The organism is Enterobacter cloacae complex sp. P1B (assembly GCF_014982345.1).
Lineage (GTDB): Bacteria > Pseudomonadota > Gammaproteobacteria > Enterobacterales > Enterobacteriaceae > Enterobacter > Enterobacter bugandensis.
In genome coordinates this window covers 365,233-390,332 of record NZ_JADCLF010000016.1, presented here as the reverse complement: position 1 = coordinate 390,332, position 25,100 = coordinate 365,233, and the positions used below count along the sequence as shown (strand labels likewise).

The following is a 25,100-nucleotide window of genomic DNA, read 5'->3' as shown; positions in this document are numbered from 1 at the left end:
ACCAACTGAGCTAACGACCCACTTTTATGCTGCTTTCACGTTGTTTGATATCCCGTGGCAACGGCGGCATATATTACTGATTTAAGAATTCAGCGCAACAAAAATTTCGATGAAGATCACTTAACTGCTTAGTAATCATGCTGCACGACCAGAAATAACGCGATTTCTGGTCATGCGATAATCATCCCATCGAATTCAGGCGTTTTTGCGCCTGCTTAGCACCTTCGGTGCCCGGGAATTTTGCGACCACCTGCTGATAAACCGCTTTGGCTTTCGCCGTGTCGCCTTTGTCCTGCATGATCACGCCAACCTTAAACATCGCATCTGGCGCTTTCGGCGATTTCGGGTAATTTTTTACCACGGAGGCAAAATAAAACGCCGCATCGTCCTTTTTACCCTTGTTGTAATTCAACTGACCGAGCCAGTAATTCGCATTTGGCTGATAAGTTGAGTCAGGGTATTTCTTGATAAAGTTCTGAAACGCAGCGAGCGCGTCATCCTGACGAGATTTATCCTGCACCAGGGCAATGGCCGCATTGTAATCCGTATTCGCGTCACCGCTCTGTACAGGCGCTCCTGTTGAGGCTGAAGCATCAGCAGACGGCGCAGGCGCTGAGGTTGCCGCGCCGCTTTGATCGCCCGCTGCGGGTTGTGCTGCTGCACCGCCGCTGCTGAGGCTATCTATCTGCAATAAAATTTGCTTCTGACGTTCCACAACCTGGTTAAGCTGATACTGACTTTCCTGAATCTGACCGCGGAGAGAGTCAATATCGTTTTGGTTATCGGAAAGTTGCTGCTGGAGTTGGGTTAAAAGCTGACTGTGAGCGTTAGAAATACGCTCGAGCTGAGTGACCCGGTCTTCTACCGAGCCTGAGCCGACACTACTGATTGGTGCCTGAGCAAAAGCGGCCCAGGGGGCCGCTATTCCAACCAGTAACGACAGACTCAACAGATGATGTCTGAAGTTACTGCTCATGCAATTCTCTTAGTAAACCAGTACGGCACGACGGTTTTTGGAGTAAGCCGCTTCGTCGTGACCCAGTACTGCAGGTTTTTCTTTACCGTAAGAAACGATGGAGATCTGGTCAGCAGAAACGCCTTTACCCTGCAGGTACATCTTAACGGCGTTAGCACGACGTTCACCCAGGGAGATGTTGTACTCTGGAGTACCACGTTCGTCCGCGTGACCTTCTACGGTGACTTTGTAAGATGGGTTACTACGCAGGAAGTTAGCGTGAGCATCCAGCATCGCAGCGAAGTCAGAACGGATGTCGTATTTATCCAGATCGAAGTAAACGATGTTGTTCTGCTGCAGCTGCTGCATCTGAAGACGCGCTTGCTCTTCAGAAGACATGTTGCCATTGCCGTTCGCGTCCATACCGGTACCGGCACCCATCATGCCTTCGCCGCTCTGGTCATTGCTGGCGTTCTTGTTAGAAGAACACGCTGCGATTGCCATTACAGGCAGAGCGATCATCAGCCCCTTCAGCACTTTGTTCAGTTGCATTTCTATGATTCCTTTAGTAATCAATTAATTATTATTTACAGATACGGCGACCAGGCAGGTGATTTTACCTGTCCATCAGTTGCCGGAATACGCGCTTTGAAACGCCCATCTGTAGAAACCAGATTCAGCACAGATCCCATCCCCTGAGAAGAGCTGTAGATTACCATAGTGCCGTTAGGTGCCAGACTTGGCGTTTCATCCAGGAACGTTGACGACAGAACTTGAACGCCACCCGCTACCAGATCTTGTTTGGCAATGTGCTGCTGCCCACCGTTGGAGCTGACCATTACCATGAATTTACCGTCGCTGCTCACGTCTGCGTTCTGGTTCTGAGAACCTTCCCAGGTGATACGCTGCGGAGCACCGCCGTTAATGTTCACTTTATAGATTTGTGGACGGCCTGCCTGGTCAGAGGTAAACGCCAGGTTTTGGCTGTCCGGGAACCATGATGGTTCAGTATTGTTGCTGCGACCGTCGGTCACCTGACGGATCTGGCCGGAGCCAATGTCCATCACGTACAGGTTCAGGCTACCGGTTTTAGACAGCGCAAACGCCAGTTTAGACCCATCTGGAGAGAAGGAAGGCGCACCATTGTGACGTGGGAACGACGCTACCTGACGCACCGCACCGTTAGCCAGCGTCTGGATAACCAGCGCAGAACGACCACTTTCGAAGGTCACGTAGGCCAGCTTAGAACCGTCCGGAGACCAGGCTGGAGACATTAGCGGCTGTGAAGAGCGTTTCACCAGGAACTGGTTGTAACCGTCGTAGTCAGAGACGCGCAGCTCGTACGGGAACTGACCGCCGTTGGTCTGTACCACATATGCGATACGGGTACGGAACGCACCTTTAATACCGGTCAGCTTTTCGAATACCGCGTCGCTGGCCGCGTGTGCCGCGTAGCGCAGGTACTGTTTAGTGACCTTGTAAGAGTTCTGTGCCAGAACGGTACCCGGTGCACCGCCGGTATCTACCAGCTGCCAGGCCACGTTGTAAGAACCGTCCGGGTTAGGCGTAACCTGCCCCACCACCACGGCATCGATACCCAGCGCAGACCATGCAGCAGGCTGGACTTCCTGCGCACTGCCCGGCTGCTGCGGCAGACGAGAACGATCTAACGGGTTGAATTTACCGCTGTTACGCAGGTCAGCCGCCACGATGCCACCGGCATCTTCAGGTGCAGCGCCAGGACCGGCCCACTGGAACGGAACAACACCGATTGGGCGTGCCGAGTCCACCCCCTGGGTGATCTCGATACGTACTTCTGCGTGCAGGACTGCTGCCCACAGCATTAAAAAACTAAATGCTACACGTAATGCCTGCTTCATCATATCTCCCTTATCCGGGTAACCTTACCCACGATAATTTAGCAGAATGTTAACAAACTCAAATAGACAAAACTACCCGAACCCTGTGACTAAACCTGGTCTATTTTTCCCCGTTTGCACGGGGAAAATGTAACTTAAGGTTTGAAGTCCAGCGGCGCATTTTTGAAGACTTCGTAGACTGCCTGAGAAGGCGGTTTAGGCATCTTCGCCTGACGCGCTGCAGCCAGAGCCGCAGTACATAAAGCCGGGTCGCCACCTTCAGACTTAATATCAAGCAGCATGCCGTCCGGAGCCAGTTTTATACGCAGCGTACACGTTTTACCGGCATAGGAAGACGCATCGTAGAACCGGCTTTCAATCGCCGATTTAATCTGCGCGGCATAGCCGTTGATTTCAGCCCCTGTCGCACCGTTACTCTTAGTGTTACCACTTCCGGTCGGCGCTGCGTTGTTTCCTTTCGCGCCACCGCCCGTTTTCGGTGCATTCTTACCGGAGCTTAAATCCCCCAGCAGATCGTCAACCCCTGCGGCGGCCGCGGCTTTCTCAGCGGCAGCAGCCTTTTTAGCAGCCGCTTTTTCAGCAGCTGCTTTCTTATCGGCAGCGGCCTTCTCAGCTGCAGCTTTTTTATCAGCAGCGGCTTTTTCAGCGGCGGCAGCTTTTTCTGCAGCAGCCTTCTCAGCCGCAGCGGCTTTCTTCGCAGCCTCGGCAGCCGCTTTCTTCTCTGCGTCCTGAGCGGCTTTCTTCGCGGCTTCGGCTTCAGCTTTCTTCTGTGCATCAGCAGCGGCTTTCTTCGCGGCTTCCACCTCGGCTTTCTTCTGAGCATCCGCAGCGGCTTTCTTCGCGGCTTCGGCCTCAGCTTTCTTCTGGGCATCGGCAGCCGCTTTCTTCGCCGCTTCTGCCGCTAATTTTGCCTGGGCATCAGCCTGCGCTTTGGCATCCGCTGCGGCTTTTGCTGCCGCCTCTTCCGCCTGCTTTTGCTGTTCCTGCGCTTTCTTCGCGGCCTCTTCGGCTTGCTTCTGATGTTCCGCCTGCGCTTTCGCGGCTTCCTGCGCCTGCAAACGTTCTTTCTCAAGCTGCTTCAAACGCTCCTGCTCGGCGGCCTGCTTTTCACGCAGCTCTTCCGCCTGCTGTTGCGCCTGTTTTTCACGCTGCTCTTCAGCCCGTTTGGCACTCGCCTTCTGCTGTTGTTCGCGATTATAGTTTTGCACTACCGCACCGGGATCCACCATTACGGCGTCAATGGAAGACCCTCCACCGCCGCCTGCTGATGCATCAATATGCTCGTCGAACGAACTCCAGATCAGCGCTGCAAAAAGAATAACGTGCAGCACTGCGGAGACGATTATCGCTCGCTTAAGCTTGTCGTTCTGTTCGGTTGCCTTTGACACTATCGGTTCCCAAAAACTACGCGGATGATCAAATAGGTTGAGTCATTAAGCCAACTGACTTAACACCCGCACTATGTAGCAAGTTCAGCGCTTTAATAATTTCATCGTAGGGTACGTCTTTCGCGCCACCGATTAAGAAGACCGTTTTCGGATTTGACTCCAGGCGACGCTGCGCTTCGGCAATAACCTGCTCAGGTGGCAGCTGATCCATACGATCTTTCTCTACCACCACGCTGTACTGCCCTACGCCGGAAACTTCAATGATGACCGGAGGATCGTCATTGGTGCTCACCGCCTGTGATTCTGTCGCATCCGGCAGATCGACTTCCACACTCTGGGTAATGATGGGCGCTGTTGCCATGAAGATCAGTAGCAGTACCAGCAGAACGTCCAGCAGTGGCACGATATTGATTTCGGACTTGAGCTCGCGACGACCTCGTCCACGCGATCTGGCCATGGTTTACCCCTTGTTGCTCTCGGTGCTGGTAAACGCCTGACGGTGCAGAATCGCAGTGAACTCTTCCATAAAGTTGTCGTAGTTCAGTTCCAGTTTGTTCACGCGCTGGTTCAGACGGTTGTAAGCCATTACCGCCGGAATTGCCGCAAACAGACCGATAGCGGTCGCAATCAGTGCTTCAGCGATACCCGGTGCAACCATCTGCAACGTCGCCTGCTTCACCGCGCCCAGCGCGATAAAGGCGTGCATGATCCCCCACACGGTACCAAACAGACCGATATACGGGCTGATAGAACCCACGGTGCCGAGGAAAGGAATGTGCGTTTCAAGATTTTCCAGCTCGCGGTTCATGGAGATACGCATCGCACGCGATGCCCCTTCCACGACGGCTTCCGGCGCATGATTGTTTGCCCGATGCAGACGAGCGAACTCTTTGAATCCGCTATAGAAAATTTGTTCGGAGCCGGTCAGGTTTTCACGGCGTCCCTGGCTCTCCTGATACAGGCGAGAAAGTTCAATACCCGACCAGAACTTATCTTCAAATGCTTCCGCTTCACGGCCAGCTGCATTGAGGATACGCGTTCTCTGGATAATGATGGCCCAGGATGCGATTGAAAAACCAATCAAAATCAACATGATAAGTTTAACCAGAAGGCTTGCCTTCAGGAACAAATCAAGGATATTCATGTCAGTCACTGCTTAAACTCCGCGACAATAGACTTAGGAAGCGCACGAGGCTTCATTATGGTTGGATCAACACAAACAATCAGTACTTCAGCTGAGTTCAGTACGGTGTTCTCTGCGTTGACTATCCGCTGCGTGAAAACCAGTGAGGTTCCGCGCATTGATGTAATTTCAGTTTGGACTTCGAGCATATCGTCGAGTCTGGCAGGCGCAAAATACTCAAGCGTCATCTTGCGTACCACGAAGGCAACTCGCTCAGCCAACAGCACCTGTTGACTAAAGTGATGATGGCGCAGCATCTCTGTGCGTGCCCGTTCATAAAAAGCAACGTAGCTGGCGTGGTAAACCACACCACCGGCATCGGTATCTTCGTAATAGACACGAACCGGCCATCGAAACAGCGTTGTATTCACTTTACATCCCAGTAATGCAACAAAAGTTAGAGCTTTTAAACTTCGCTACTATACGCGCGGGAAAGATGGTTTGGAATGGGGGAAAGTAAACGGAGAGTAAATTTTTATGGGCTCGGGTAAGCCCATAACGTTAACGGACATTTCTTATTCAGAAGAAGAAGAAAATCAAACCGGCGAGAAGCACCAGATCGGCAATCAGCGGGCAAAAAATTCCCTGCCAGTGAACGGCTTTCGGACGAAAGCCCACGCCGTGGATCACCCCGGCACACACTGCCCACATGATGAGGAAGCCGTGCCAAATCTCAAGCTCGCTGGTCTTTGCCGCAAAGCGCGACGGGTCCCAGAAGATACAGCCTGCCAGCAGTAATGCCATCACTAAAGAAAGCGCCCTTAACGGGCGCTTATCCATTACCGCGTAAAGCTTCGCGATAATATTCATCAGTGTTTTTCTTCACCCGCTTTGGTCGCTTCGACGTGCTCAAGCGCCAGGGCAGTGATGACACCAAAAGCACAGGCAAGAAGCGTCCCTAAAATCCATGCGAAATACCACATATTCAGCTCCTTACTTAGTACATAGAGTGGGTGTTGCTTTCGATATGTTCTTTGGTGATACGACCGAACATTTTCCAGTAACACCAGATGGTGTATGCCAGAACAATCGGAACGAACACGCAAGCAACGTAAGTCATTAAGTTCAGCGTCATATGGCTGGAGGTTGCATCCCACATGGTCAGGCTAGCATTCAGCATGGTGCTGGATGGCATGACGAATGGGAACATGGCAATACCCGCCGTCAGGATGATGCATGCCAGCGTCAGTGAAGAGAACACGAATGCCAGAGCACCTTTCTCCAGACGAGACGTCAGCACGGTCAGCAGCGGCAGCAGCACGCCCAGAGCCGGGATCGCCCACAGCGCAGGGGTATTGTTGAAGTTCACCAGCCATGCACCAGCCTGACGCGCCACTTCTTTGGTCAGCGGGTTAGACGGTGCCGAGTGGTTAATCGCAGACGTCACCACGTAGCCATCAATACCGTACACCACCCACACGCCTGCCAGAGCGAAGCAAACCAGCGTCACCAGTGCCGCCACCTGAGCAGTAGCACGGGAACGCAGGTGCAGTTCACCCACAGTACGCATCTGCAGGTAAGTTGCGCCCTGAGTGATGATCATCGCCACGCTCACCACACCGGCCAGCAGGCCAAACGGATTCAGCAACTGGAAGAAGTTACCGGTGTAGTAAAGACGCATGTATTCATCGAGGTGGAACGGTACGCCCTGCAGCAGGTTACCGAATGCCACACCAATCACCAGCGGTGGAACGAAGCTACCAATGAAGATGCCCCAGTCCCACATGTTGCGCCAGCGGGTATCTTCAATCTTGGAACGGTAGTCGAAACCGACCGGACGGAAGAATAAAGAGGCTAGCACCAGAATCATCGCCACATAGAAGCCGGAGAACGCAGCCGCGTAGACCATCGGCCAGGCAGCGAACAGCGCGCCGCCTGCGGTGATCAGCCACACCTGGTTACCGTCCCAGTGAGGGGCGATGGAGTTAATCATGATTCGACGCTCGGTGTCATTACGACCGAGGAAACGGGTGAGCATCCCCACCCCCATGTCGAAACCATCCGTGACGGCGAAACCGATCAGCAGAACGCCAACCAGCAGCCACCAGATAAAACGCAATACTTCATAATCGATCATTTGATGACTCCTGTCTTAGCGTGCCGGCTGAGTAGTCGCAGTGGACTGCTCGTAGTGATAGCGACCGGTTTTCAGGCTGCTTGGGCCAAGGCGCGCGAACTTGAACATCAGGAACAGTTCAGCCACCAGGAACAGGGTGTACAGACCACAGATTAGCAGCATGGAGAAGATGAGGTCGCCTGCCGTCAGGGAAGAGTTCGCGACCGCCGTTGGCAGCACCTCACCAATCGCCCATGGCTGGCGGCCATACTCCGCTACAAACCAGCCGGATTCAATCGCGATCCACGGCAGTGGAATACCGTACAGCGCGGTGCGCAGCAGCCATTTTTTCTCGCCGATGCGGTTACGAATCACGGACCAGAAGGACGCCGCAATGATCAGCAGCATGATGATGCCGCAGCCCACCATGATACGGAATGCGAAGTACAGTGGCGCAACGCGTGGAATCGAGTCTTTGGTCGCCATCTGAATCTGTGCTTCCGTCGCATCAGAAACGTTCGGGGTATAACGTTTCAGCAACAAACCGTAGCCCAGGTCTTTCTTCACGTCGTTAAATTGATCGCGAACGGCCTGATCGGTAGAGCCGGCACGCAGCTGTTCCAGCAGCGAGTAAGCCTTCATACCGTTACGGATACGCTCTTCGTGCTGAACCATCAGCTCCTTCAGACCCGTTACCTGCTTATCGACAGAACGGGTTGCGATGATACCCAGCGCGTAAGGAATTTGGATGGCGAAGCGGTTTTCCTGCGCGTCCTGATCGGGAATACCGAACAGCGTAAAGGCAGCAGGTGCCGGTTGGGTTTCCCATTCGGCTTCGATAGCGGCCAGTTTGGTTTTCTGCACGTCACCCATTTCGTAACCGGATTCATCACCCAGAACGATAACGGAGAGGATTGCAGCCATACCGAAGCTTGCAGCGATAGCAAAGGAGCGCTTGGCAAACGCGAAGTCACGACCGCGCAGCATATAGTAGGAGCTGATACCCAACACGAACATCGCGCCGCACACGTAGCCAGATGCCACGGTGTGAACAAATTTAACCTGAGCAACCGGGTTCAGGACCAGCTCGGCAAAGCTGACCATCTCCATACGCATGGTTTCGAAGTTGAAGTCAGACGCGATCGGGTTCTGCATCCAGCCGTTCGCCACAAGGATCCACAGCGCGGACAGGTTCGAACCTAATGCCACCAGCCAGGTTACGGCCATGTGCTGGACTTTACCCAGACGGTCCCAACCGAAGAAGAACAGACCTACAAAGGTGGATTCGAGGAAGAAGGCCATCAGGCCTTCAATGGCCAGCGGCGCACCGAAGATATCCCCTACATAGTGGGAATAGTAAGACCAGTTAGTCCCGAACTGGAACTCCATGGTCAAACCGGTTGCCACGCCCAGCGCGAAGTTGATACCGAACAACTTGCCCCAGAACTTGGTCATATCTTTATAAATCTGTTTGCCGGAGAGGACGTAAACCGTTTCCATAATTGCCAGCAGGAACGCCATACCGAGCGTCAGCGGCACAAACAGGAAGTGGTACATCGCGGTCAAGGCAAACTGTAAGCGCGACAGTTCGACTACGTCTAACATTATGACTCCTTGCTCATCGCATGAAGACTCCGAGAGTGAACCCCGTCAGAAAGAGATTCACACGCATGCCCCAATACAAATTATTCGCATCCTGGTCGTCGTTATTACCCTGGAGAAGGATAAAAACGATGACGACAGGTTACAAATAGGTTAATAAAAAACTCAAATTGATCCCGCAAATATAATACGCTGCAAAACCCTTACAATAAACAGGTTTTTATTGAATCACATTTACGTTTTTCGACGGCGATCAATTTATAGCAAAATTACCACTTTTCGGCCATTTTGATCGGGGACAATTTAGCGCTTTTCGTCATCTTTTTCCAAGCATTAAACCTTGATTTAAATCAAAAACCAGTCTTGATGTTAATCATGTTTAGCTGCGGTGAGAATGGTAAAAACCATGTTAATGATATGTGCATGCAAAGATGCGATTGGTTATCGAAGACCAAAAAAAATATAAACAGAAGTGATTTTAATTAACGCGAGAGAAAAATGCCCTGTCGAAGCGGGACAAACAATAAGCGTAGCTGGGCCAGTTTATTTTTCCATTCTGTTTTTGCAATCCTTAGAAATTACATTTAATTTACTTTTATTATCCCGGAAGTTAACACCGAAACGTGACTATTTAATGAAAAAGGCCGCAAACTCTGCGGCCTTTTGATCGTGTCAGCGGTTTTCAGGCAAGAAGAATGCTGAAGGTTCGTGACTGTCCCGGTCTGAACGCCCCGACGATGCCCTCTTCTTCACGATTGTCTATTATCCTTTCATTCATGTCCGTTTCGCAGCACCGTTTCACGGTCGGATCCACGGATAAGGTCGCGTCACATGCGCTGGACTCGGAAGGGTTGAACAGACGAAGAATGAGCTCGTCTCGATCTTCAGCCTTTTTGAGCGTACTGAGCACGCATCCCGTGGGCGAAAGCGCCAGCAGGCTGTAACTTTCCGGCGTGGTAAACGACGAGCGATTGAGCTTCATCGCGTCCCAGGGAATTTTGTTATAGCACTGCACCGGCGTTAACCACGATTTAGCCTGCTGCGCGACGCCCGCGTTTTCCGGCGTTCCACTGAAGCTGAAGAGGCTAAAGCGACAGCTTAACGAACCGCGCACCTGGGAGTCAGGAACAGGCATTTTGATTCCTGAAGGCCTACCGGGGCGCAACAGCAAATCTTCTTTGCCGAGTAACCCCACGCCGCGCAGCAGGGTCAGGGCAAAGGCTTTTTTATCCTCGCCTACTACTTCAAACTCGCGTAGTCCTTCGGTGAACAGCGCAAGCCCGTTTCGTTTTTCCTGCAGGACGGCATAGTTGAGTAAATTCCAGACGGGAACCGGCGCTTCTTTCCACCCCTCCTCCTTCCAGTTTTCCATCGCCGCGTCCTGCACCGGACGAGTGAGGGTGCCAAACTGCGTATCCGCTAACACGCCCTGGGTTGTAAACGGCGTAGGGATCAGCACGCGAACGCGGTGGTCGTCAGCCTGATTATCCAGACGCACCGCCACATCAATACGCCTGCTGTGGTGGCTAAGCGTGATTTCAAACTCAGCGCCGAGAGACCCGCTTCGCTGACGCGCCGCGCGTTCGGCCAGATTAGCCGGTACCGCGATCTGTTGGCGAATCACCGCCCTGCTCTGCCAGCCTTCGTGTATAACCTCGACCTGATGCTCGCCCTGCACTGAAGTGAGTCTCCACTCTTCCCGCGAAGGCGAGTAGTCGTACTCATCGCCATCATCCGAACTCTCTTCGATTTCCAGCACCCGGTCATAAATCAGCCCGGTTTCTTTGTCGCGCAGGCGCAGCATACCGTCGTTATTTAAATCAATCTGCCAGAAGGCGTTTTCGAGCAAGGATTCGGTGTTTATCACCGGAGAGACCACCTTCCCGGCCACGTTTGGCTCGATAAACAGCGTACGGTAGCCCATCGACGGCAGTATCTGGCTGAGCTGAATATCAAACTCCATAAACGGCTCATAATTACCGTAATGGACAATCTGCCGGTCAATGAGACCTGGGTCCAGCTCGCGCGCGCTGCGAATGAAATACGGGATCTCGTTTCCTTTATCATCCAACAGACGGAACTGGCTGGCGCGCAGTCGAATCGTGGTGTTCATCACCTCTTCACGCGGCCAGGGCATCAGGTTGAACATCACCAGTTTGTCGGCGTCGCTTTGCGGCATGTTGTCGACAATCTTGCGCATATAGAAACGCACCAGGTTATCTGCCATGTCTTCAGCCAGTTCAAAACGAGAGACAATCTCACGATGCACCTTGTCGCTGCAGCAGCAGCCGATGCTGTCGTGAGCGTGGTTTTTAAGGATCTCTTTCCACATCTTCTCCAGCAGGCCGTGGTGATAATCGAAGCCCAGCGTCCATGCAAGCGTTGCCAGCGGTTCGAGGATGTTGACAAGTTTGTTCTCAATACGCGCATGGGCAATTTTGATATCCATGCGCGTGGAGCCGATTGTCCGGTGCACGCGCATGTATTTCCCGTCGATAAACTCCCCTTTCAGGGTCGCCAGTTCATCGCGGCGTGCCTCAATGTGGTCAAACACTTCTTCAAAGCGGCTCATTACAAATTGACGCTGCGGATAGATTTCACGCAGCTTATCCATCACGGAGAAAATGTTCTGCTGCAGCGGCATCTGATCGTGACCGTTGGGCAGCAAAATCTCTTTGGTGACGGAGGCCTTTTCCAGAACGTCGAAATAGCTGTCGAGCCGTTTTCGCAGCCCGGCTTCGTCCTCCGGTAAGTACTTACCAATCGCGTAGCCCAGCGGCAGCACCTGCGCCGTGACTTCACTGCCGTCCTGGCTCTGCCAGAGAAATTCGGTTTTATCGGTCCCGTGTCGTTCCGAGCAGCCGCGCCAGAACATCGTCCGGGTAATGCCAAATCCGTTATAGATATGCGGAAGCTGGCCGGACATACCAAACGAATCCGGCAGATAGCCGATCTTCATCGGCTCGCCGAACGCCATACAGTCTCGGATGCCGTACATCAGATTGCGGACAATCGACTCGCCGCTGACAATCGTGGTATCGGTCTGGGTATACCAGGGGCCGATAATCAGTTTTCCGCGCTCCACAAGCGCCTTTACCCGCGCGCGGTTTTCGGGCACGACGGCAAAATAATCTTCCAGCACCGCCGTCTGGCCATCAAGGACGTAATATTTATACTCGTCGTCCTGCTCCAGGCGGGTCAGGATCTCTTCCATATTATTGACCAGAAGAATGCGCGACTCTTCAGTGGTGAAGTACCACTCACGGTCCCAGTGCATATGCGGCGTGATATGAACGCGAGATACAGCTTTCATCTTCGTTTCCTGTTTTGTGAGTTTTTACGGTATGGCGTCTTCTGTGAGGTACTTGCCCTTTTTTACCGCCTGACGTCGCCAGAGCAGCAGAACAAACGTGGAGACAGCGGTCCCCGCCAGCGCCGCGCCAAACCAGCCCGCCGCCGCAACCACACCGCCCAACCCGGCATCGTGAAGTAAAAAGAGAGAGAAAATCCCGGCCCCCGGGGTAGACAACCCGATCCCCATCGCACCGACAGCCGCGCCTGTTACCATGGAGCCGAGCACAAATGAGCCAATGACGCGAAGCGGATCTTCAATCGCCATCGGGATCGCCCCTTCGGTAATGCCCGCCAGGCCGAGCAGCCACGTTGATTTACCGGTTTCAATTTCAAACGGTTTAAACAGCTTCGGCGCCAGCATCGTCGACGCTGTCACGGTGAAGGCTGAGACCATTTTGACGGAGGCAAAGATTGCGTAAGGACCATAAACGCCGTTCGCCATCGCCCCCAGGCAAAACGCGTAAGAGGCTTTGTTGACCGGGCCACCCAAATCGAATGAGCACATAAACCCGAGGATTGCCCCCAGAAGCAGCGCATTCGCGCCGGAGAGACCGTTAAGCCAGACGGTGAGCGTGTTATTGAGCCAGGCCACCGGTTCGCCAATCACAAACAACATCAGGCTGCCCGCGCCGAGCACGCCAATCACCGGATAGAGATAAAAGGTCAGAAAGCCGTTGTAGCGGCTACTGAGCCGGATGTGGTTTTTCACCCAGCGCATTAGATAGCCCGCGATCAGCCCACCGACGATAGCGCCCAGAAAACCGGAGCCGATCATATTGGCAGCAAGACCGGCCGCAAAGCCCGGCGTCAGCGCGGGTTTATCCGCCAGCGAATACGCGGTATAGGCCGCCAGAACAGGTACCATCAGAATGCCGAGCATGCCGCCGCCAAGCTTGCGGTACATCCACAGCCACGAGTTTTCCTGGTCAAACAGGTGCTGCAGGCCCAGTATTTGCGCCAGCAGTACCGACACGGCCAGCACCGTACCACCAGCGACGATCAGCGGCACCGCAAAAGAGATACCGCTGAGAAGTGCCTGCTTGAGTTCAGTTTTAACGCTCTTTTTCGTTTCGGTATCGACATGCGCAGGACGCGCATCGGATGCAGGCTGCAGCGCCAGCGCGCGCTCAATAAGCGCTTCAGCATGGCGCAGAGGCTCCGCGACGGGCACGGAGATGGCGGGGATCCCCTGAAAACGCTCGCTCTCTTTGATCGCCACTTCTGCGGCAAAAATGCACGCTTTGGCCTCACGAAGCTGCTGCGCGGTAATACGCCCCTCAATGCCGTTCGCGCCCTGCTTTTCGACCACCACGTTGACGCCAAGCTTGCGTCCCGCTTTTTCCAGGTACTCTGCGGCCATATAGGTATGCGCGATCCCGGCCGGACAGGCGGTCACGCAGACGATTGTCGGGGCATTCAGCGCGACGGCTGCCTCTTCCGTGTCAGGGGCAGCTTCAAGCGCAGCAAGCACGTCTTCCGCCGTGGTAGCAGCCATCACGCGCGCCCTGAGATCGTCATCCGCCAGGCGAGACGTCAGCTCCGTCAGCACCTGAATATGGGTCGAACCCGCTTCTGCTGGCGGAATGGCGAGCAGAAAAACCAGCTCAACCTCTTCCGGCCCGTCCACGCCTTCCCATGCAAGCGGTTCTCGCAGAGTTGCCACGGCAAAAGCCGCCTCCTTCACGACGGCTGATTTACCGTGAGGAACGGCCAGTCCTTCACCCAGCGCGGTCGGCCCAAGCGATTCCCGATGAAACACCTCCTCCAGAAACGCATCGGCATCAGCGATTTTGCCCAGCGCCACCAGCCGCGCCGTAAGCTGACGGATTGCCTCATCCCGGCGGGTAAACTGCGCCTGAACGCAAACAGCACGCGGATCGGTCAGAGTCGTCAGGTTCATAAAGATCCTCACCTATACAGAGTTATTGTCTGGGGAGGATTCTGGCAGACCTGATAATACATTTATGTGATCACTTTCACTAACAGCCAAATTTGTATTTTAATTGTATTATTTACAAATCATCAGTTGAATGCATAATTCCCTGAAAAGGTATTAAGCAGGCGCGATAAAATGGGCAACAAACCGATGTACCGGCAGATAGCCGATGCGTTCCGCGAGAAAATCAACGCCGGGGAATTAAAACCCGGAGACGCGCTGCCGACGGAGTCCAGTCTTCAGGAGGCGTTTCGCGTCAGCCGCGTCACCGTGCGGCAGGCCCTGAAACTGCTCGCCGATGAGCAGATCATCGAAAGTATTCAGGGCAGCGGCTCTTATGTAAAAAAAGAGGAGCGCGTCAATTACGATATTTATCAGCTCACCGGCTTTTACGAAAAGCTGGCAGATCGTCATGTCGATACGCACAGTGATGTCAAAATCTTTGAAGTGGTGAAAGCCGATGCGCGGCTGGCGGCAACATTAGCGGTTGGCGTGGAAGATAAGGTCTGGCACGTTAAGCGCGTGCGTTTCATCAAGCAGAAGCCGGTGAACCTGGAGGAGACATGGATGCCGCTGGCCATGTTTCCCGACCTCACCTGGGAAGTGATGGAGAATTCGAAATATCACTACGTTGAGCAGATCAAAAAGCTGGTTATCGATCGCAGCGAGCAGGAGCTGATGCCGATCATGCCGTCAGAGGAGGCGATCGCCGCGCTGTCGCTCGATCCGGCAAAGCCGATCCTGGAAAAAGTCTCCCGCGGGTTCCTGAAGGACGGACGGGTATTTGAATACAGCCGCAACGTGTTCAATACCGACGACTACAAGTTCACTCTCGTCGCCAGACGCAGGCAATAAAAAAGGCCGCTTTACAGCGGCCAACCATGTCGAAACGGACATTTTTATACTTCAACGCCCCCCTTTCGGGGAGCAGAGAGGACTTACTTAATGATGGATTTCAGTGCTTCGCCGATATCCGCCAGGCTGCGAACGGTCTTCACGCCTGCGGCTTCCAGCGCTGCGAATTTCTCATCAGCCGTACCCTTGCCACCGGCGATGATCGCGCCCGCGTGGCCCATACGCTTGCCTTTCGGCGCGGTCACACCCGCGATGTAGCCCACAACAGGCTTGGTTACGTGTTCTTTGATGTAAGCAGCCGCTTCTTCTTCCGCGCTACCGCCGATCTCGCCGATCATCACGATCGCTTCGGTCTGCGGATCTTCCTGGAACAGCTTCAGGATGTCGATGAAGTTAGATCCCGGGATTGGGTCACCGCCGATGCCCACGCAGGTGGACTGGCCAAAGCCGTAGTCGGTGGTCTGCTTAACCGCTTCATAGGTCAGGGTACCGGAACGGGAAACGATGCCCACTTTGCCCGGCTTGTGAATGTGACCAGGCATGATGCCGATTTTGCATTCGCCCGGAGTGATCACGCCAGGGCAGTTCGGGCCGATCATGCGCACGCCTGCTTCGTCCAGCTTCACCTTCACGGTCAGCATATCCAGGGTCGGGATGCCTTCGGTGATTGTGATGATTAGCTTGATGCCTGCGTCGATCGCTTCCAGAATGGAGTCTTTGCAGAACGGTGCCGGAACGTAGATCACGGTCGCGGTTGCGCCCGTCGCTTCTACCGCTTCACGCACGGTGTTGAACACCGGCAGGCCGAGGTGCGTGGTGCCGCCTTTACCTGGCGTTACGCCGCCAACCATCTGCGTGCCGTAGGCAATCGCCTGTTCGGAGTGGAAAGTCCCCTGGCTACCGGTGAAGCCCTGGCAGATAACCTTGGTATCTTTATTAATTAAAACTGACATTATTTCCCCTCCACTGCGGCAACAACCTGCTGAGCTGCATCCGTCAGACTTTTCGCTGCAATAATATTCAGGCCGCTGTCAGCCAGTTTTTTCGCGCCGAGTTCAGCGTTGTTACCTTCCAGACGCACTACCACCGGAACGTTAACACCCACTTCTTCTACCGCACCGATGATGCCGTCAGCAATCAGGTCGCAACGGACGATGCCGCCGAAGATGTTAACCAGTACCGCTTTAACGTTGTCGTCAGAGAGGATGATTTTGAACGCTTCGGTTACGCGCTCTTTGGTTGCGCCACCGCCCACGTCGAGGAAGTTTGCCGGCTCACCGCCGTGCAGCTTAACGATGTCCATGGTGCCCATCGCCAGGCCCGCACCGTTAACCATGCAGCCGATGTTGCCATCCAGCGCCACGTAGTTCAGCTCCCACTGAGCAGCCTGTGCTTCACGCGGATCTTCCTGAGACTGGTCGCGCATTTCGCGCAGATCCGGCTGGCGGAACAGCGCGTTGCCGTCAGCGCCCAGCTTGCCGTCGAGGCAGATCAGGTCGCCCTGGGTGGTGATCACCAGCGGGTTGATCTCGATCAGCGCCAGATCGCGCTCAAGGAAGATAGTCGCCAGGCCCATGAAGATCTTGGTGAACTGCTGAACCAGTTTGCCTTCCAGACCCAGCTTGAACGCCAGCTCGCGACCCTGATAAGGCATTGGGCCCGCCAGCGGATCGATAGCCACTTTGTGGATCAGGTGCGGGGTCTCTTCCGCCACTTTTTCAATTTCCACGCCGCCTTCGGTAGACGCCATGAACACCACGCGACGGGAGCTACGGTCAACAACCGCACCCAGGTACAGCTCTTTCGCGATGTCGGTCGCCGCTTCGACCAGGATCTGGTTAACCGGCTGGCCGTTCGCATCTGTCTGGTAGGTCACCAGACGCTTGCCGAGCCAATGTTCAGCAAACGCACGAATCTCTTCTTTGCTCTTAACAACCTTCACACCGCCCGCTTTACCACGGCCACCAGCGTGAACCTGACATTTAACTACCCACGGGCCGGAACCGATTTTAGATGCGGCTTCTTCTGCTTCACGCGGGGTAGTACAGGCATAACCCACCGGAGCCGGTAAGCCATACCGGGCAAACAGCTGTTTGGCCTGATATTCATGTAAGTTCATGTGTTCTATCCATCCTTCAGGGTAATCGTTATCTTCAAACCTGTAGACCGGCGCAGCGTGTGCCGGTCCACGGGGCAGGTGATGCTAAATCGTTACTAGACGTCCAGCAGCAGACGCGTTGGATCTTCCAGCAGCTCTTTAATGGCTACCAGGAAGCCCACGGACTCGCGGCCGTCGATCAGGCGGTGGTCGTAAGAGAGCGCCAGGTACATCATCGGCAGAATCTCAACTTTACCGTCAACTGCCATCGGGCGATCTTTAATGGCATGCATACCCAGGATCGCGCTCTGCGGCGGGTTAATGATCGGGGTAGACATCAGCGAGCCGAATACGCCGCCGTTGGTAATGGTGAAGTTACCGCCGGTCAGATCGTCTACGGTCAGCTTGCCGTCGCGGCCTTTCACGGCCAGCTCTTTGATTTTCTTCTCGATGTCAGCCATACCCAGGGTATCCACATCACGCAGAACCGGGGTCACCAGGCCGCGTGGGGTAGAAACCGCCATGCTGACGTCGAAGTAGTTGTGGTAAACCACGTCATCGCCATCGATAGACGCGTTCACTTCCGGGTAGCGTTTCAGCGCTTCAACCACCGCCTTCACGTAGAAGGACATAAAGCCCAGACGGATACCGTGACGTTTTTCAAACGCGTCACCGTACTGCTTACGCAGGTCCATAATTGGCTTCATGTTCACTTCGTTGAAGGTGGTCAGCATCGCGGTGGAGTTTTTCGCTTCCAGCAGACGCTCGGCGACGCGCTTGCGCAGGCGGGTCATCGGTACGCGTTTTTCGCTGCGGGCACCCAGAGCAGGCTGAGCTGCCGGCGCGGCCACAGGGGCTTTCGCTTCCGCCTGAGCAGGCGCTTTCGCCAGGTGCTTGTCGATGTCTTCGCGGGTCAGACGACCGCCCACACCGGTGCCTTTGATGGCTGCCGGGTCAAGGCTGTGTTCAGCCAGCAGGCGACGGATCGCCGGGCTGAGGGCGTCGTTAGACTGTTCTTCCAGAGAAGCCTGCTGGCGCTGAGCCGGCGTAGAGGCTTTCTCTTCAGACTTCGCGCTGGACTCTTTGCCCGCGCTGTTGCCTTCACGCAGGCGCCCCAGGATCTGACGAGAGGTGACGGTGGTGCCTTCATCTTCCAGCACCGCGTCCAGAACGCCATCCGCCGAAGCCGGTACTTCCAGTACCACTTTGTCAGTTTCGATTTCTACCAGCACTTCATCGCGCTTAACGGCATCGCCTGGTTTTTTGTGCCAGGTAGCGACGGTCGCATCTGCTACGGATTCAGGCAGGTCGGGAACAAGAATATCTACGCTACTCATTATGTATCCTTTAATTAATCGACGTTCAGCGCGTCATTGACCAGATCTTGTTGCTGCTTCTGGTGAACGGACATATACCCTACCGCCGGAGAGGCGGAGGCCGGGCGACCTGCATAGCGCAGGGCTGACCCAAATGGAATCACTTCACGGAAATGATGCTGGCTGCAGTACCATGCGCCCTGGTTGAGCGGCTCTTCCTGGCACCAGACAAAATCATGTACGTGAGCGTACTGTTTCAGCACTTCCTGCATCGCCTGATGCGGGAACGGATAAAGCTGTTCGATACGCACGATGGCGACATCTTTCTGATCGTTCTTGCGGCGCTGTTCCAGCAGGTCGTAATAAACCTTACCAGAACACATCACCACACGCTTCACGGCCTGCGGATCCAGCTCGTCAATTTCACCGATGGCCGGCAGGAAGGTACCGTTCGCCAGCTCTTCCAGGCTGGAGACCGCCAGCGGATGACGCAGCAGGGATTTCGGCGACATCACCACCAGCGGACGGCGCATACCGCGCAGCGCCTGACGACGCAGCATGTGGTACACCTGAGCCGGGGTGGACGGCACGCAGACCTGCATGTTCTGCTCGGCGCAGAGCTGCAGATAACGTTCCAGACGCGCGGAGGAGTGCTCCGGACCCTGGCCTTCATAACCGTGCGGCAGGAGCATCACCAGGCCACACATGCGGCCCCACTTCTGCTCGCCGGAGGAGATGAACTGGTCGATAACGACCTGCGCACCGTTGGCGAAGTCACCGAACTGCGCTTCCCAGATGGTCAGGGTGCGCGGTTCCGCCGTGGCGTAGCCGTATTCGAATGCCAGGACCGCTTCTTCAGACAGCACGGAGTCCCAGACCTTGAACTGGCCCTGACCGTTATGCACGTGCTGCAGCGGAGTGTAGGTTGAACCGTTAGACTGGTTGTGAACCACTGCGTGACGGTGGAAGAAGGTCCCACGGCCCGCGTCCTCACCGGACAGACGAACAGGAATGCCTTCGTCAACCAGCGTTGCGTAGGCCAGCGTTTCCGCCCCGCCCCAGTCGAACAGCTTCTCGCCTGCCGCCATGGACTGACGGTCGGCGTAGATTTTCGCCACGCGAGACTGCATCTCGATAGCGTCCGGCACGGTGCTGATGCGTTTAGCCAGCTCCTGCAGGCGCTTCATCTCAACCTTGTTCGGGTAGCTCTCATCCCACTCGTGGTTGAGGTACGGCGACCAGGTAAAGGAGTGCATGTTCATCGGGCGCAGTTCTTTCACCACGCATTCACCCGCATCCAGCGCGTCGCGGTAGAGGTTGACCATTTCGGTCGCATCTTCCAGCGTCGCCACCTTGTCGCTTTCCAGCTTGTCAGCATAGATTTTGCGCGGGGTCGGGTGTTTTTTGATTTTCTGGTACATCAGCGGCTGGGTTGCACTTGGCTCATCCGCTTCGTTGTGGCCGTGACGGCGGTAGCAGAAGAGGTCAATGAACACATCGCGCTTAAAGGTATTACGGAAGTCCAGCGCCAGACGGGTAACGAACGCAACGGCTTCCGGGTCATCCGCGTTAACGTGGAAGATTGGCGCCTGTACCATCTTACCGATGTCGGTGCAGTACGGGGTAGAACGGGCATCCAGCGGGTTAGAGGTGGTGAAGCCCACCTGGTTGTTGATCACGATGCGAACGGTACCGCCCACTTCATAACCACGCGCTTTCGACATGTTCAGGGTTTCCTGAACCACGCCCTGCCCTGTGACCGCCGCATCACCGTGGATGGTGATTGGCAGCACTTTATTGCTGCTCGGCTCGTCCAGACGATCCAGACGCGCACGCACGGAACCGATAACCACCGGGCTGACGATTTCCAGGTGTGACGGGTTAAACGCCAGCGCCAGGTGAACCAGACCGCCTTCGGTTTCGATATCTGACGAGAAGCCCATGTGGTACTTCACGTCGCCGGTGCCGAGGTGTTCTTTATGTTTGCCCGCGAATTCGTCGAACAGGTCCTGCGGTTTTTTACCCAGCACGTTGACCAGCACGTTCAGACGACCACGGTGCGCCATGCCGAGCACCACTTCACGGGTGCCGCTCTTGCCTGCGTGGCGAATCAGCTCTTTCAGCATCGGCACCAGCGCGTCGCCGCCTTCCAGCGAGAAGCGTTTTGCGCCCGGGAACTTCGCGCCCAGATAGCGCTCAAGCCCTTCCGCTGCGGTCAGTTCGCTGAGGAAGCGTTTCTTCTCGTCGGCCGAGAAGGTCGCGTGGCCCGCTACGGATTCGATGCGCTGCTGGATCCAGCGTTTCTCTTCGGTAGAGGTAATGTGCATATATTCCGCGCCGATGGAGCCGCAGTAGGTTTGCTTGAGCGCGTCAATCAGATCGCCCAGCTTCATCGTGTCTTTGCCGATGGCAAAGGAACCTACGTTAAAGCTTTCCTGGAAATCGGCCTCGGTCAGATCGTGATACGCCGGATCGAGATCGGCCACACGTTCCTGCTGCCACAGTCCCAGCGGATCGAGATTCGCATGCTGGTGACCGCGGAAGCGATAAGCGTTGATAAGCTGCAGGACTTTAACCTGCTTCGCATTGGTGTCAGGGTCGGAAATCGCAGAAGAGTAACGTGAGGCATCCTTCGCCAGACGACGGAAATAATCACGTGTTTTGGAATGGAATTGATCCGGTTTGACCCCTGTACCAGGCAACTGCTGGAACATGGAACGCCAGTTTGCGTCCACTGAGTCAGGATCGGTTAAGAAGTCTTCATAGAGCTGTTCTATCCAGCTCTGGTTGGCACCAGAGAGGTAAGAAGAGTCCAGCCAGGCTTTCATTGCGCCGTTCTGCATCGTGATCCCTTAAGCATTTTTATGCTTACTTTCGCCGTAGAAACTACCACGCACACCGCGTGTACGTGCCGGGGTTCACCTGCGAGCTCTTTTCATTTGGCCCGCGAAGGAACCTTTAGAAACTGTCTAGACTTCAGGGCAGTTTTTAAAGGTTTCTGCAATTATTCCCTCTCCCTTTGGGAGAGGGTTTAGGGTGAGGGGAACAGCGCTCCCCTCTCACAACTTACGCACTGCGCTGCAGCAGCATCGACTTAATATGGCCGATGGCGCGCGTCGGGTTCAGCCCCTTCGGACACACACTGACGCAGTTCATGATGCTATGGCAGCGGAATACGCTGAAAGCGTCACTTAATCCTTCCAGACGGCTGTCGGTTTCGGTGTCTCGGCTGTCGATCAGGAAGCGATAGGCAGCCAGCAGACCCGCAGGGCCGATAAACTTGTCCGGGTTCCACCAGAACGACGGGCAGGACGTTGAACAGCATGCGCAGAGAATACACTCGTACAGACCATCGAGTTTTTCACGCTGCTCAGGAGACTGTAAGTGCTCGCGAGCGGGTGGATTTTGCCCATTATTCAATAAGTAAGGCTTAATCTTCTCATATTGTGCATAGAATTGCCCCATGTCTACCACCAAATCACGCACGACCGGCAGGCCTGGCAGAGGACGGATAACAATTTTCTGACCAGGACGCTGCAGCGCTGAAATTGGCGTGATGCAGGCCAGGCCGTTTTTGCCGTTCATGTTCACACCGTCAGAGCCACATACCCCTTCACGGCAGGAGCGGCGGAACGACAGCGTAGGATCTTTCTCTTTCAGCTGGATTAAGGCATCCAGCAGCATCATGTCACGACCTTCTTCCGCTTCGAGGGTATAGTCCTGCATGCGCGGAGCGTCATCAACATCCGGGTTATAACGATAAACTGAGAATTCGAGTTTCATTATCCTGTCTCCGCATTAGTAAGTACGAATCTTCGGCGGGAACGCCGGACGCAGTTTCGGTTCCATGTTGACGTTACGACGCGTCATGGTTTCCGACTCTGGCAGATACAGGGAATGGCACAGCCAGTTTTCATCGTCACGATCCGGGAAGTCGAAGCGGCTATGGGCGCCACGGCTTTCGGTACGGAAGTTTGCCGACATCGCGGTTGCGAATGCGGTTTCCATCAGGTTATCTAGCTCCAGGCACTCAACGCGCTGGGTGTTGAACTCGCTGGAGGTGTCGTCCAGACGGGCATTTTTCAGACGCTCGCGGATCGCCTTCAGCTGCTCAAGGCCTTTGGCCATCGCATCGCCTTCGCGGAATACCGAGAAGTTGTGCTGCATGCACTCCTGCAGCGCTTTACGGATTTCCACCGGATCTTCGCCGTTACGGTTACCGTTCCAGCGGTTGAGGCGTTCAAGAGAGGCGTCGATTTCGTCGTCGGTTGCATCACGCAGCGCGCCCTGCTCGGCAATGGACTCCTGCAGATGCAGACCCACCGCACGACCAAATACAACCAGGTCCAGCAGCGAGTTACCGCCCAGACGGTTTGCGCCGTGTACGGATACGCAGGCGATTTCGCCTACCGCGAACAGGCCAGGAATGACCACGTCTTCGCCCTGCTCGTTCACGGTCAGCGCCTGACCGGTCACTTTGGTCGGAATACCGCCCATCATGTAGTGGCAGGTTGGGATAACCGGGATCGGCTCTTTCACCGGATCGACGTGCGCGAAAGTACGGGACAGTTCCAGGATGCCCGGCAGACGGGATTCCAGCACTTCTTTACCCAGATGGTCGAGCTTCAGCTTGGCGTGTGGACCCCATGGGCCATCGCAGCCGCGGCCTTCACGGATTTCGATCATGATGGAACGCGCCACCACGTCACGACCCGCCAGGTCTTTCGCATTCGGGGCATAACGCTCCATGAAGCGCTCGCCGTGTTTGTTCAGCAGGTAGCCACCTTCACCGCGGCAGCCTTCGGTGACCAGCACGCCCGCACCGGCGATACCGGTTGGGTGGAACTGCCACATCTCCATGTCCTGCACCGGTACGCCGGCGCGAATAGCCATACCGACACCGTCACCGGTGTTGATATGGGCGTTGGTGGTGGATTGGTAAATACGGCCTGCACCGCCGGTCGCCAGCACGGTCGCGCGGGCTTTGAAGTAAACCACTTCACCGGTTTCGATGCACAACGCGGTACAGCCAACAATTGCGCCATCGGCGTTTTTCACCAGATCCAGCGCATACCACTCGGAGAAGATGGTGGTGTGGTTTTTCAGGTTCTGCTGATACAGGGTGTGCAGCAGTGCGTGACCGGTACGGTCAGCCGCCGCCGCGGTGCGTGCCGCCTGCTCGCCGCCGAAGTTTTTCGACTGGCCACCAAACGGACGCTGATAGATAGTGCCATTTTCCAGACGGGAGAACGGCAGACCCATGTGATCCAGCTCCAGAATCGCTTCCGGGCCGGTTTTACACATATATTCGATGGCATCCTGGTCGCCGATATAGTCGGAACCTTTTACCGTGTCGTACATGTGCCATTCCCAGTTATCTTCATGGGAGTTACCCAGCGCAACGGTAATACCGCCCTGCGCGGACACAGTGTGGGAACGGGTCGGGAACACTTTAGAGAGCAGCGCACAGGTCTGGCCGCTCTGGGAAATTTGCAGTGCGGCGCGCATACCTGCGCCACCCGCACCAATCACAACAGCATCAAATTCTCTGACTGGCAGTTTCATTACACACCCCACACCACAACAAATCCATAAATGACGTAAACCAGCAGCGCAACAACAATAATCAGTTGCAGCGGAAGGCGAATCGCCAGCGGTTTAACGTAATCGGTCAACACCTGCCACATGCCGATCCAGGCATGGATAAGGATGGAGAACAGGGCCAGCAGGGTGAACACTTTGGTGAAGGCCGATCCGAAGAAACCACTCCAGATTTCCCACGTCAGCGTGCCGCTGGTCGCGAAGAAACCGATCATATAGATGATGTAAAGCGTGAGGACGATGGCGGTAGCGCGGACCAGAATGAAGTCATGTACGCCGTTGCGTCCTAATGCGGAGGCGTTGCTTACCATACGAGAACTCCTGCGAGAAGTGAAAGCACGACAGTGATCACAAATGAAATGTTCGCGGTACGTTTCCCGGCCTCGAACGTCTCTTCCAGATAGCCAAAGTCCATCAGCATGTGGCGTACGCCGCCAACAACGTGATAGGCCAGCGCGGTGAGAATGCCCCACATGATAAATTTCACGAAGAAGCTATTCATGATGGCCGAGGCCTGGAGGAATCCTTCAGGGGAAGAGAGGCTGGTGCCCAGTAACCACAGCAAAATACCGACCGCCACAAACGTAATCACACCAGAAACACGGTGCAGAATGGACGCTATTGCTGTTACGGGGAACCGGATCGTTTTGAGATCCAGATTGACAGGTCTTTGTTTTTTCACATTTCTTATCATGAATAACGCCCACATGCTGTTCTTATTGTTTCCTTCCTCCGGACTGCGATGCGGGTCAAGCAGCGTTCCTTTTCTATAACTGCGCGTCATGCAAAACATTGCTTCCAAATGCTAAAACGACACGTTACAACGCTGGGTGGCTCGGGATTGCAGGGTGTTCCGGAGACCTGGCGGCAGTATAG

At 54.9% G+C, this 25,100-nt stretch carries 22 protein-coding genes; 1 reads left to right on the top strand and 21 read right to left on the bottom strand.

Annotation, left to right across the window (positions count from 1 at the left end; all coding sequences use genetic code 11):
• Nucleotides 1-181 precede the first annotated feature (181 nt).
• The 13 genes from cpoB to mngA form a co-directional block, all read right to left on the bottom strand.
• Nucleotides 182-976 (bottom strand): cell division protein CpoB, encoded by a 795-nt coding sequence (gene cpoB, locus INF77_RS20650; RefSeq protein WP_028012389.1) that lies wholly within the window; start codon nucleotides 974-976, stop codon nucleotides 182-184.
• A gap of 9 nt (nucleotides 977-985) precedes the next feature.
• On the bottom strand, nucleotides 986-1,507 hold the full coding sequence (gene pal / locus INF77_RS20645; protein WP_003858578.1) for a peptidoglycan-associated lipoprotein Pal: 522 nt from the start codon (nucleotides 1,505-1,507) through the stop codon (nucleotides 986-988).
• A gap of 35 nt (nucleotides 1,508-1,542) precedes the next feature.
• Nucleotides 1,543-2,835: a Tol-Pal system beta propeller repeat protein TolB gene (gene tolB / locus INF77_RS20640; RefSeq protein ID WP_013097529.1), complete on the bottom strand. Its 1,293-nt coding sequence runs from the start codon at nucleotides 2,833-2,835 to the stop codon at nucleotides 1,543-1,545.
• Between the two features lie 134 nt (nucleotides 2,836-2,969).
• The gene (gene tolA, locus INF77_RS20635) at nucleotides 2,970-4,223 is read right to left on the bottom strand and encodes a cell envelope integrity protein TolA (protein ID WP_193532015.1); all 1,254 of its coding nucleotides are present in this window, start codon (nucleotides 4,221-4,223) and stop codon (nucleotides 2,970-2,972) included.
• Between the two features lie 28 nt (nucleotides 4,224-4,251).
• The gene (tolR, locus tag INF77_RS20630) at nucleotides 4,252-4,680 is read right to left on the bottom strand and encodes a colicin uptake protein TolR (RefSeq protein WP_003858589.1); all 429 of its coding nucleotides are present in this window, start codon (nucleotides 4,678-4,680) and stop codon (nucleotides 4,252-4,254) included.
• Between the two features lie 3 nt (nucleotides 4,681-4,683).
• Complete coding sequence (gene tolQ / locus INF77_RS20625) at nucleotides 4,684-5,376, bottom strand: Tol-Pal system protein TolQ (RefSeq protein ID WP_008501101.1); 693 nt, start codon at nucleotides 5,374-5,376, stop codon at nucleotides 4,684-4,686.
• Nucleotides 5,373-5,777, bottom strand: a complete 405-nt coding sequence (gene ybgC / locus INF77_RS20620; protein ID WP_003858593.1) for a tol-pal system-associated acyl-CoA thioesterase — start codon at nucleotides 5,775-5,777, stop codon at nucleotides 5,373-5,375. The genes tolQ and ybgC overlap by 4 nt, the downstream gene beginning before the upstream one ends.
• A gap of 148 nt (nucleotides 5,778-5,925) precedes the next feature.
• On the bottom strand, nucleotides 5,926-6,216 hold the full coding sequence (gene ybgE / locus INF77_RS20615) for a cyd operon protein YbgE (protein ID WP_008501100.1): 291 nt from the start codon (nucleotides 6,214-6,216) through the stop codon (nucleotides 5,926-5,928).
• Nucleotides 6,216-6,329, bottom strand: a complete 114-nt coding sequence (cydX, locus tag INF77_RS20610) for a cytochrome bd-I oxidase subunit CydX (protein ID WP_003858598.1) — start codon at nucleotides 6,327-6,329, stop codon at nucleotides 6,216-6,218. The genes ybgE and cydX overlap by 1 nt, the downstream gene beginning before the upstream one ends.
• A gap of 14 nt (nucleotides 6,330-6,343) precedes the next feature.
• Nucleotides 6,344-7,483: a cytochrome d ubiquinol oxidase subunit II gene (cydB, locus tag INF77_RS20605; protein WP_028012386.1), complete on the bottom strand. Its 1,140-nt coding sequence runs from the start codon at nucleotides 7,481-7,483 to the stop codon at nucleotides 6,344-6,346.
• Nucleotides 7,484-7,498: 15 nt separating this feature from the next.
• Complete coding sequence (gene cydA, locus INF77_RS20600) at nucleotides 7,499-9,067, bottom strand: cytochrome ubiquinol oxidase subunit I (protein ID WP_045261075.1); 1,569 nt, start codon at nucleotides 9,065-9,067, stop codon at nucleotides 7,499-7,501.
• Between the two features lie 679 nt (nucleotides 9,068-9,746).
• Entirely contained in the window at nucleotides 9,747-12,377 is a 2,631-nt protein-coding gene (gene mngB / locus INF77_RS20595) for a mannosylglycerate hydrolase (protein ID WP_193532016.1), read from the bottom strand.
• Nucleotides 12,378-12,401: 24 nt separating this feature from the next.
• Nucleotides 12,402-14,318, bottom strand: a complete 1,917-nt coding sequence (mngA, locus tag INF77_RS20590; RefSeq protein WP_048957822.1) for a PTS 2-O-a-mannosyl-D-glycerate transporter subunit IIABC — start codon at nucleotides 14,316-14,318, stop codon at nucleotides 12,402-12,404.
• Nucleotides 14,319-14,489: 171 nt separating this feature from the next.
• On the opposite strand from mngA, the gene INF77_RS20585 reads away from it, so the two are divergent.
• A complete protein-coding gene (locus tag INF77_RS20585) occupies nucleotides 14,490-15,209 on the top strand; it encodes a GntR family transcriptional regulator (protein ID WP_028012382.1) in 720 nt (239 codons plus the stop codon).
• Nucleotides 15,210-15,292: 83 nt separating this feature from the next.
• Here the strand turns inward: INF77_RS20585 and sucD are convergent, their stop codons facing one another.
• From sucD to sdhC, 8 genes are all read right to left on the bottom strand, one after another.
• Nucleotides 15,293-16,162: a succinate--CoA ligase subunit alpha gene (gene sucD, locus INF77_RS20580; RefSeq protein WP_008501094.1), complete on the bottom strand. Its 870-nt coding sequence runs from the start codon at nucleotides 16,160-16,162 to the stop codon at nucleotides 15,293-15,295.
• Nucleotides 16,162-17,328 carry an ADP-forming succinate--CoA ligase subunit beta gene (gene sucC, locus INF77_RS20575; RefSeq protein ID WP_006809579.1) on the bottom strand — a complete coding sequence of 389 codons (1,167 nt, stop codon included), beginning with the start codon at nucleotides 17,326-17,328 and terminating at the stop codon, nucleotides 16,162-16,164. The genes sucD and sucC overlap by 1 nt, the downstream gene beginning before the upstream one ends.
• Nucleotides 17,329-17,423: 95 nt before the next feature.
• Nucleotides 17,424-18,644 (bottom strand): 2-oxoglutarate dehydrogenase complex dihydrolipoyllysine-residue succinyltransferase, encoded by a 1,221-nt coding sequence (gene odhB / locus INF77_RS20570; RefSeq protein ID WP_047367747.1) that lies wholly within the window; start codon nucleotides 18,642-18,644, stop codon nucleotides 17,424-17,426.
• Nucleotides 18,645-18,658: 14 nt separating this feature from the next.
• A complete protein-coding gene (gene sucA / locus INF77_RS20565; RefSeq protein WP_045261080.1) occupies nucleotides 18,659-21,466 on the bottom strand; it encodes a 2-oxoglutarate dehydrogenase E1 component in 2,808 nt (935 codons plus the stop codon).
• Between the two features lie 223 nt (nucleotides 21,467-21,689).
• A complete protein-coding gene (gene sdhB / locus INF77_RS20560; protein WP_008501090.1) occupies nucleotides 21,690-22,406 on the bottom strand; it encodes a succinate dehydrogenase iron-sulfur subunit SdhB in 717 nt (238 codons plus the stop codon).
• A 15-nt stretch (nucleotides 22,407-22,421) separates the two neighbouring features.
• A complete protein-coding gene (sdhA, locus tag INF77_RS20555; RefSeq protein ID WP_041910764.1) occupies nucleotides 22,422-24,188 on the bottom strand; it encodes a succinate dehydrogenase flavoprotein subunit in 1,767 nt (588 codons plus the stop codon).
• Complete coding sequence (gene sdhD / locus INF77_RS20550) at nucleotides 24,188-24,535, bottom strand: succinate dehydrogenase membrane anchor subunit (protein WP_003858621.1); 348 nt, start codon at nucleotides 24,533-24,535, stop codon at nucleotides 24,188-24,190. The genes sdhA and sdhD overlap by 1 nt, the downstream gene beginning before the upstream one ends.
• On the bottom strand, nucleotides 24,529-24,933 hold the full coding sequence (gene sdhC / locus INF77_RS20545) for a succinate dehydrogenase cytochrome b556 subunit (protein ID WP_026080740.1): 405 nt from the start codon (nucleotides 24,931-24,933) through the stop codon (nucleotides 24,529-24,531). The genes sdhD and sdhC overlap by 7 nt, the downstream gene beginning before the upstream one ends.
• Between the last annotated feature and the right edge of the window lie 167 nt (nucleotides 24,934-25,100).

Excerpts from the sequence above, each read along its gene's own strand:
- cpoB (WP_028012389.1), bottom strand. The coding sequence starts at position 976 with ATGAGCAGTAACTTCAGACATCATCTGTTGAGTCTGTCGTTACTGGTT.
- pal (WP_003858578.1), bottom strand. The coding sequence starts at position 1,507 with ATGCAACTGAACAAAGTGCTGAAGGGGCTGATGATCGCTCTGCCTGTA.
- tolB (WP_013097529.1), bottom strand. The coding sequence starts at position 2,835 with ATGAAGCAGGCATTACGTGTAGCATTTAGTTTTTTAATGCTGTGGGCA.
- tolR (WP_003858589.1), bottom strand. The coding sequence starts at position 4,680 with ATGGCCAGATCGCGTGGACGAGGTCGTCGCGAGCTCAAGTCCGAAATC.
- ybgE (WP_008501100.1), bottom strand. The coding sequence starts at position 6,216 with ATGAATATTATCGCGAAGCTTTACGCGGTAATGGATAAGCGCCCGTTA.
- cydX (WP_003858598.1), bottom strand. The coding sequence starts at position 6,329 with ATGTGGTATTTCGCATGGATTTTAGGGACGCTTCTTGCCTGTGCTTTT.
- cydB (WP_028012386.1), bottom strand. The coding sequence starts at position 7,483 with ATGATCGATTATGAAGTATTGCGTTTTATCTGGTGGCTGCTGGTTGGC.
- cydA (WP_045261075.1), bottom strand. The coding sequence starts at position 9,067 with ATGTTAGACGTAGTCGAACTGTCGCGCTTACAGTTTGCCTTGACCGCG.
- mngB (WP_193532016.1), bottom strand. The coding sequence starts at position 12,377 with ATGAAAGCTGTATCTCGCGTTCATATCACGCCGCATATGCACTGGGAC.
- mngA (WP_048957822.1), bottom strand. The coding sequence starts at position 14,318 with ATGAACCTGACGACTCTGACCGATCCGCGTGCTGTTTGCGTTCAGGCG.
- INF77_RS20585 (WP_028012382.1), top strand. The coding sequence starts at position 14,490 with ATGGGCAACAAACCGATGTACCGGCAGATAGCCGATGCGTTCCGCGAG.
- sucD (WP_008501094.1), bottom strand. The coding sequence starts at position 16,162 with ATGTCAGTTTTAATTAATAAAGATACCAAGGTTATCTGCCAGGGCTTC.
- sucC (WP_006809579.1), bottom strand. The coding sequence starts at position 17,328 with ATGAACTTACATGAATATCAGGCCAAACAGCTGTTTGCCCGGTATGGC.
- odhB (WP_047367747.1), bottom strand. The coding sequence starts at position 18,644 with ATGAGTAGCGTAGATATTCTTGTTCCCGACCTGCCTGAATCCGTAGCA.
- sucA (WP_045261080.1), bottom strand. The coding sequence starts at position 21,466 with ATGCAGAACGGCGCAATGAAAGCCTGGCTGGACTCTTCTTACCTCTCT.
- sdhB (WP_008501090.1), bottom strand. The coding sequence starts at position 22,406 with ATGAAACTCGAATTCTCAGTTTATCGTTATAACCCGGATGTTGATGAC.
- sdhA (WP_041910764.1), bottom strand. The coding sequence starts at position 24,188 with ATGAAACTGCCAGTCAGAGAATTTGATGCTGTTGTGATTGGTGCGGGT.
- sdhD (WP_003858621.1), bottom strand. The coding sequence starts at position 24,535 with ATGGTAAGCAACGCCTCCGCATTAGGACGCAACGGCGTACATGACTTC.
- sdhC (WP_026080740.1), bottom strand. The coding sequence starts at position 24,933 with ATGTGGGCGTTATTCATGATAAGAAATGTGAAAAAACAAAGACCTGTC.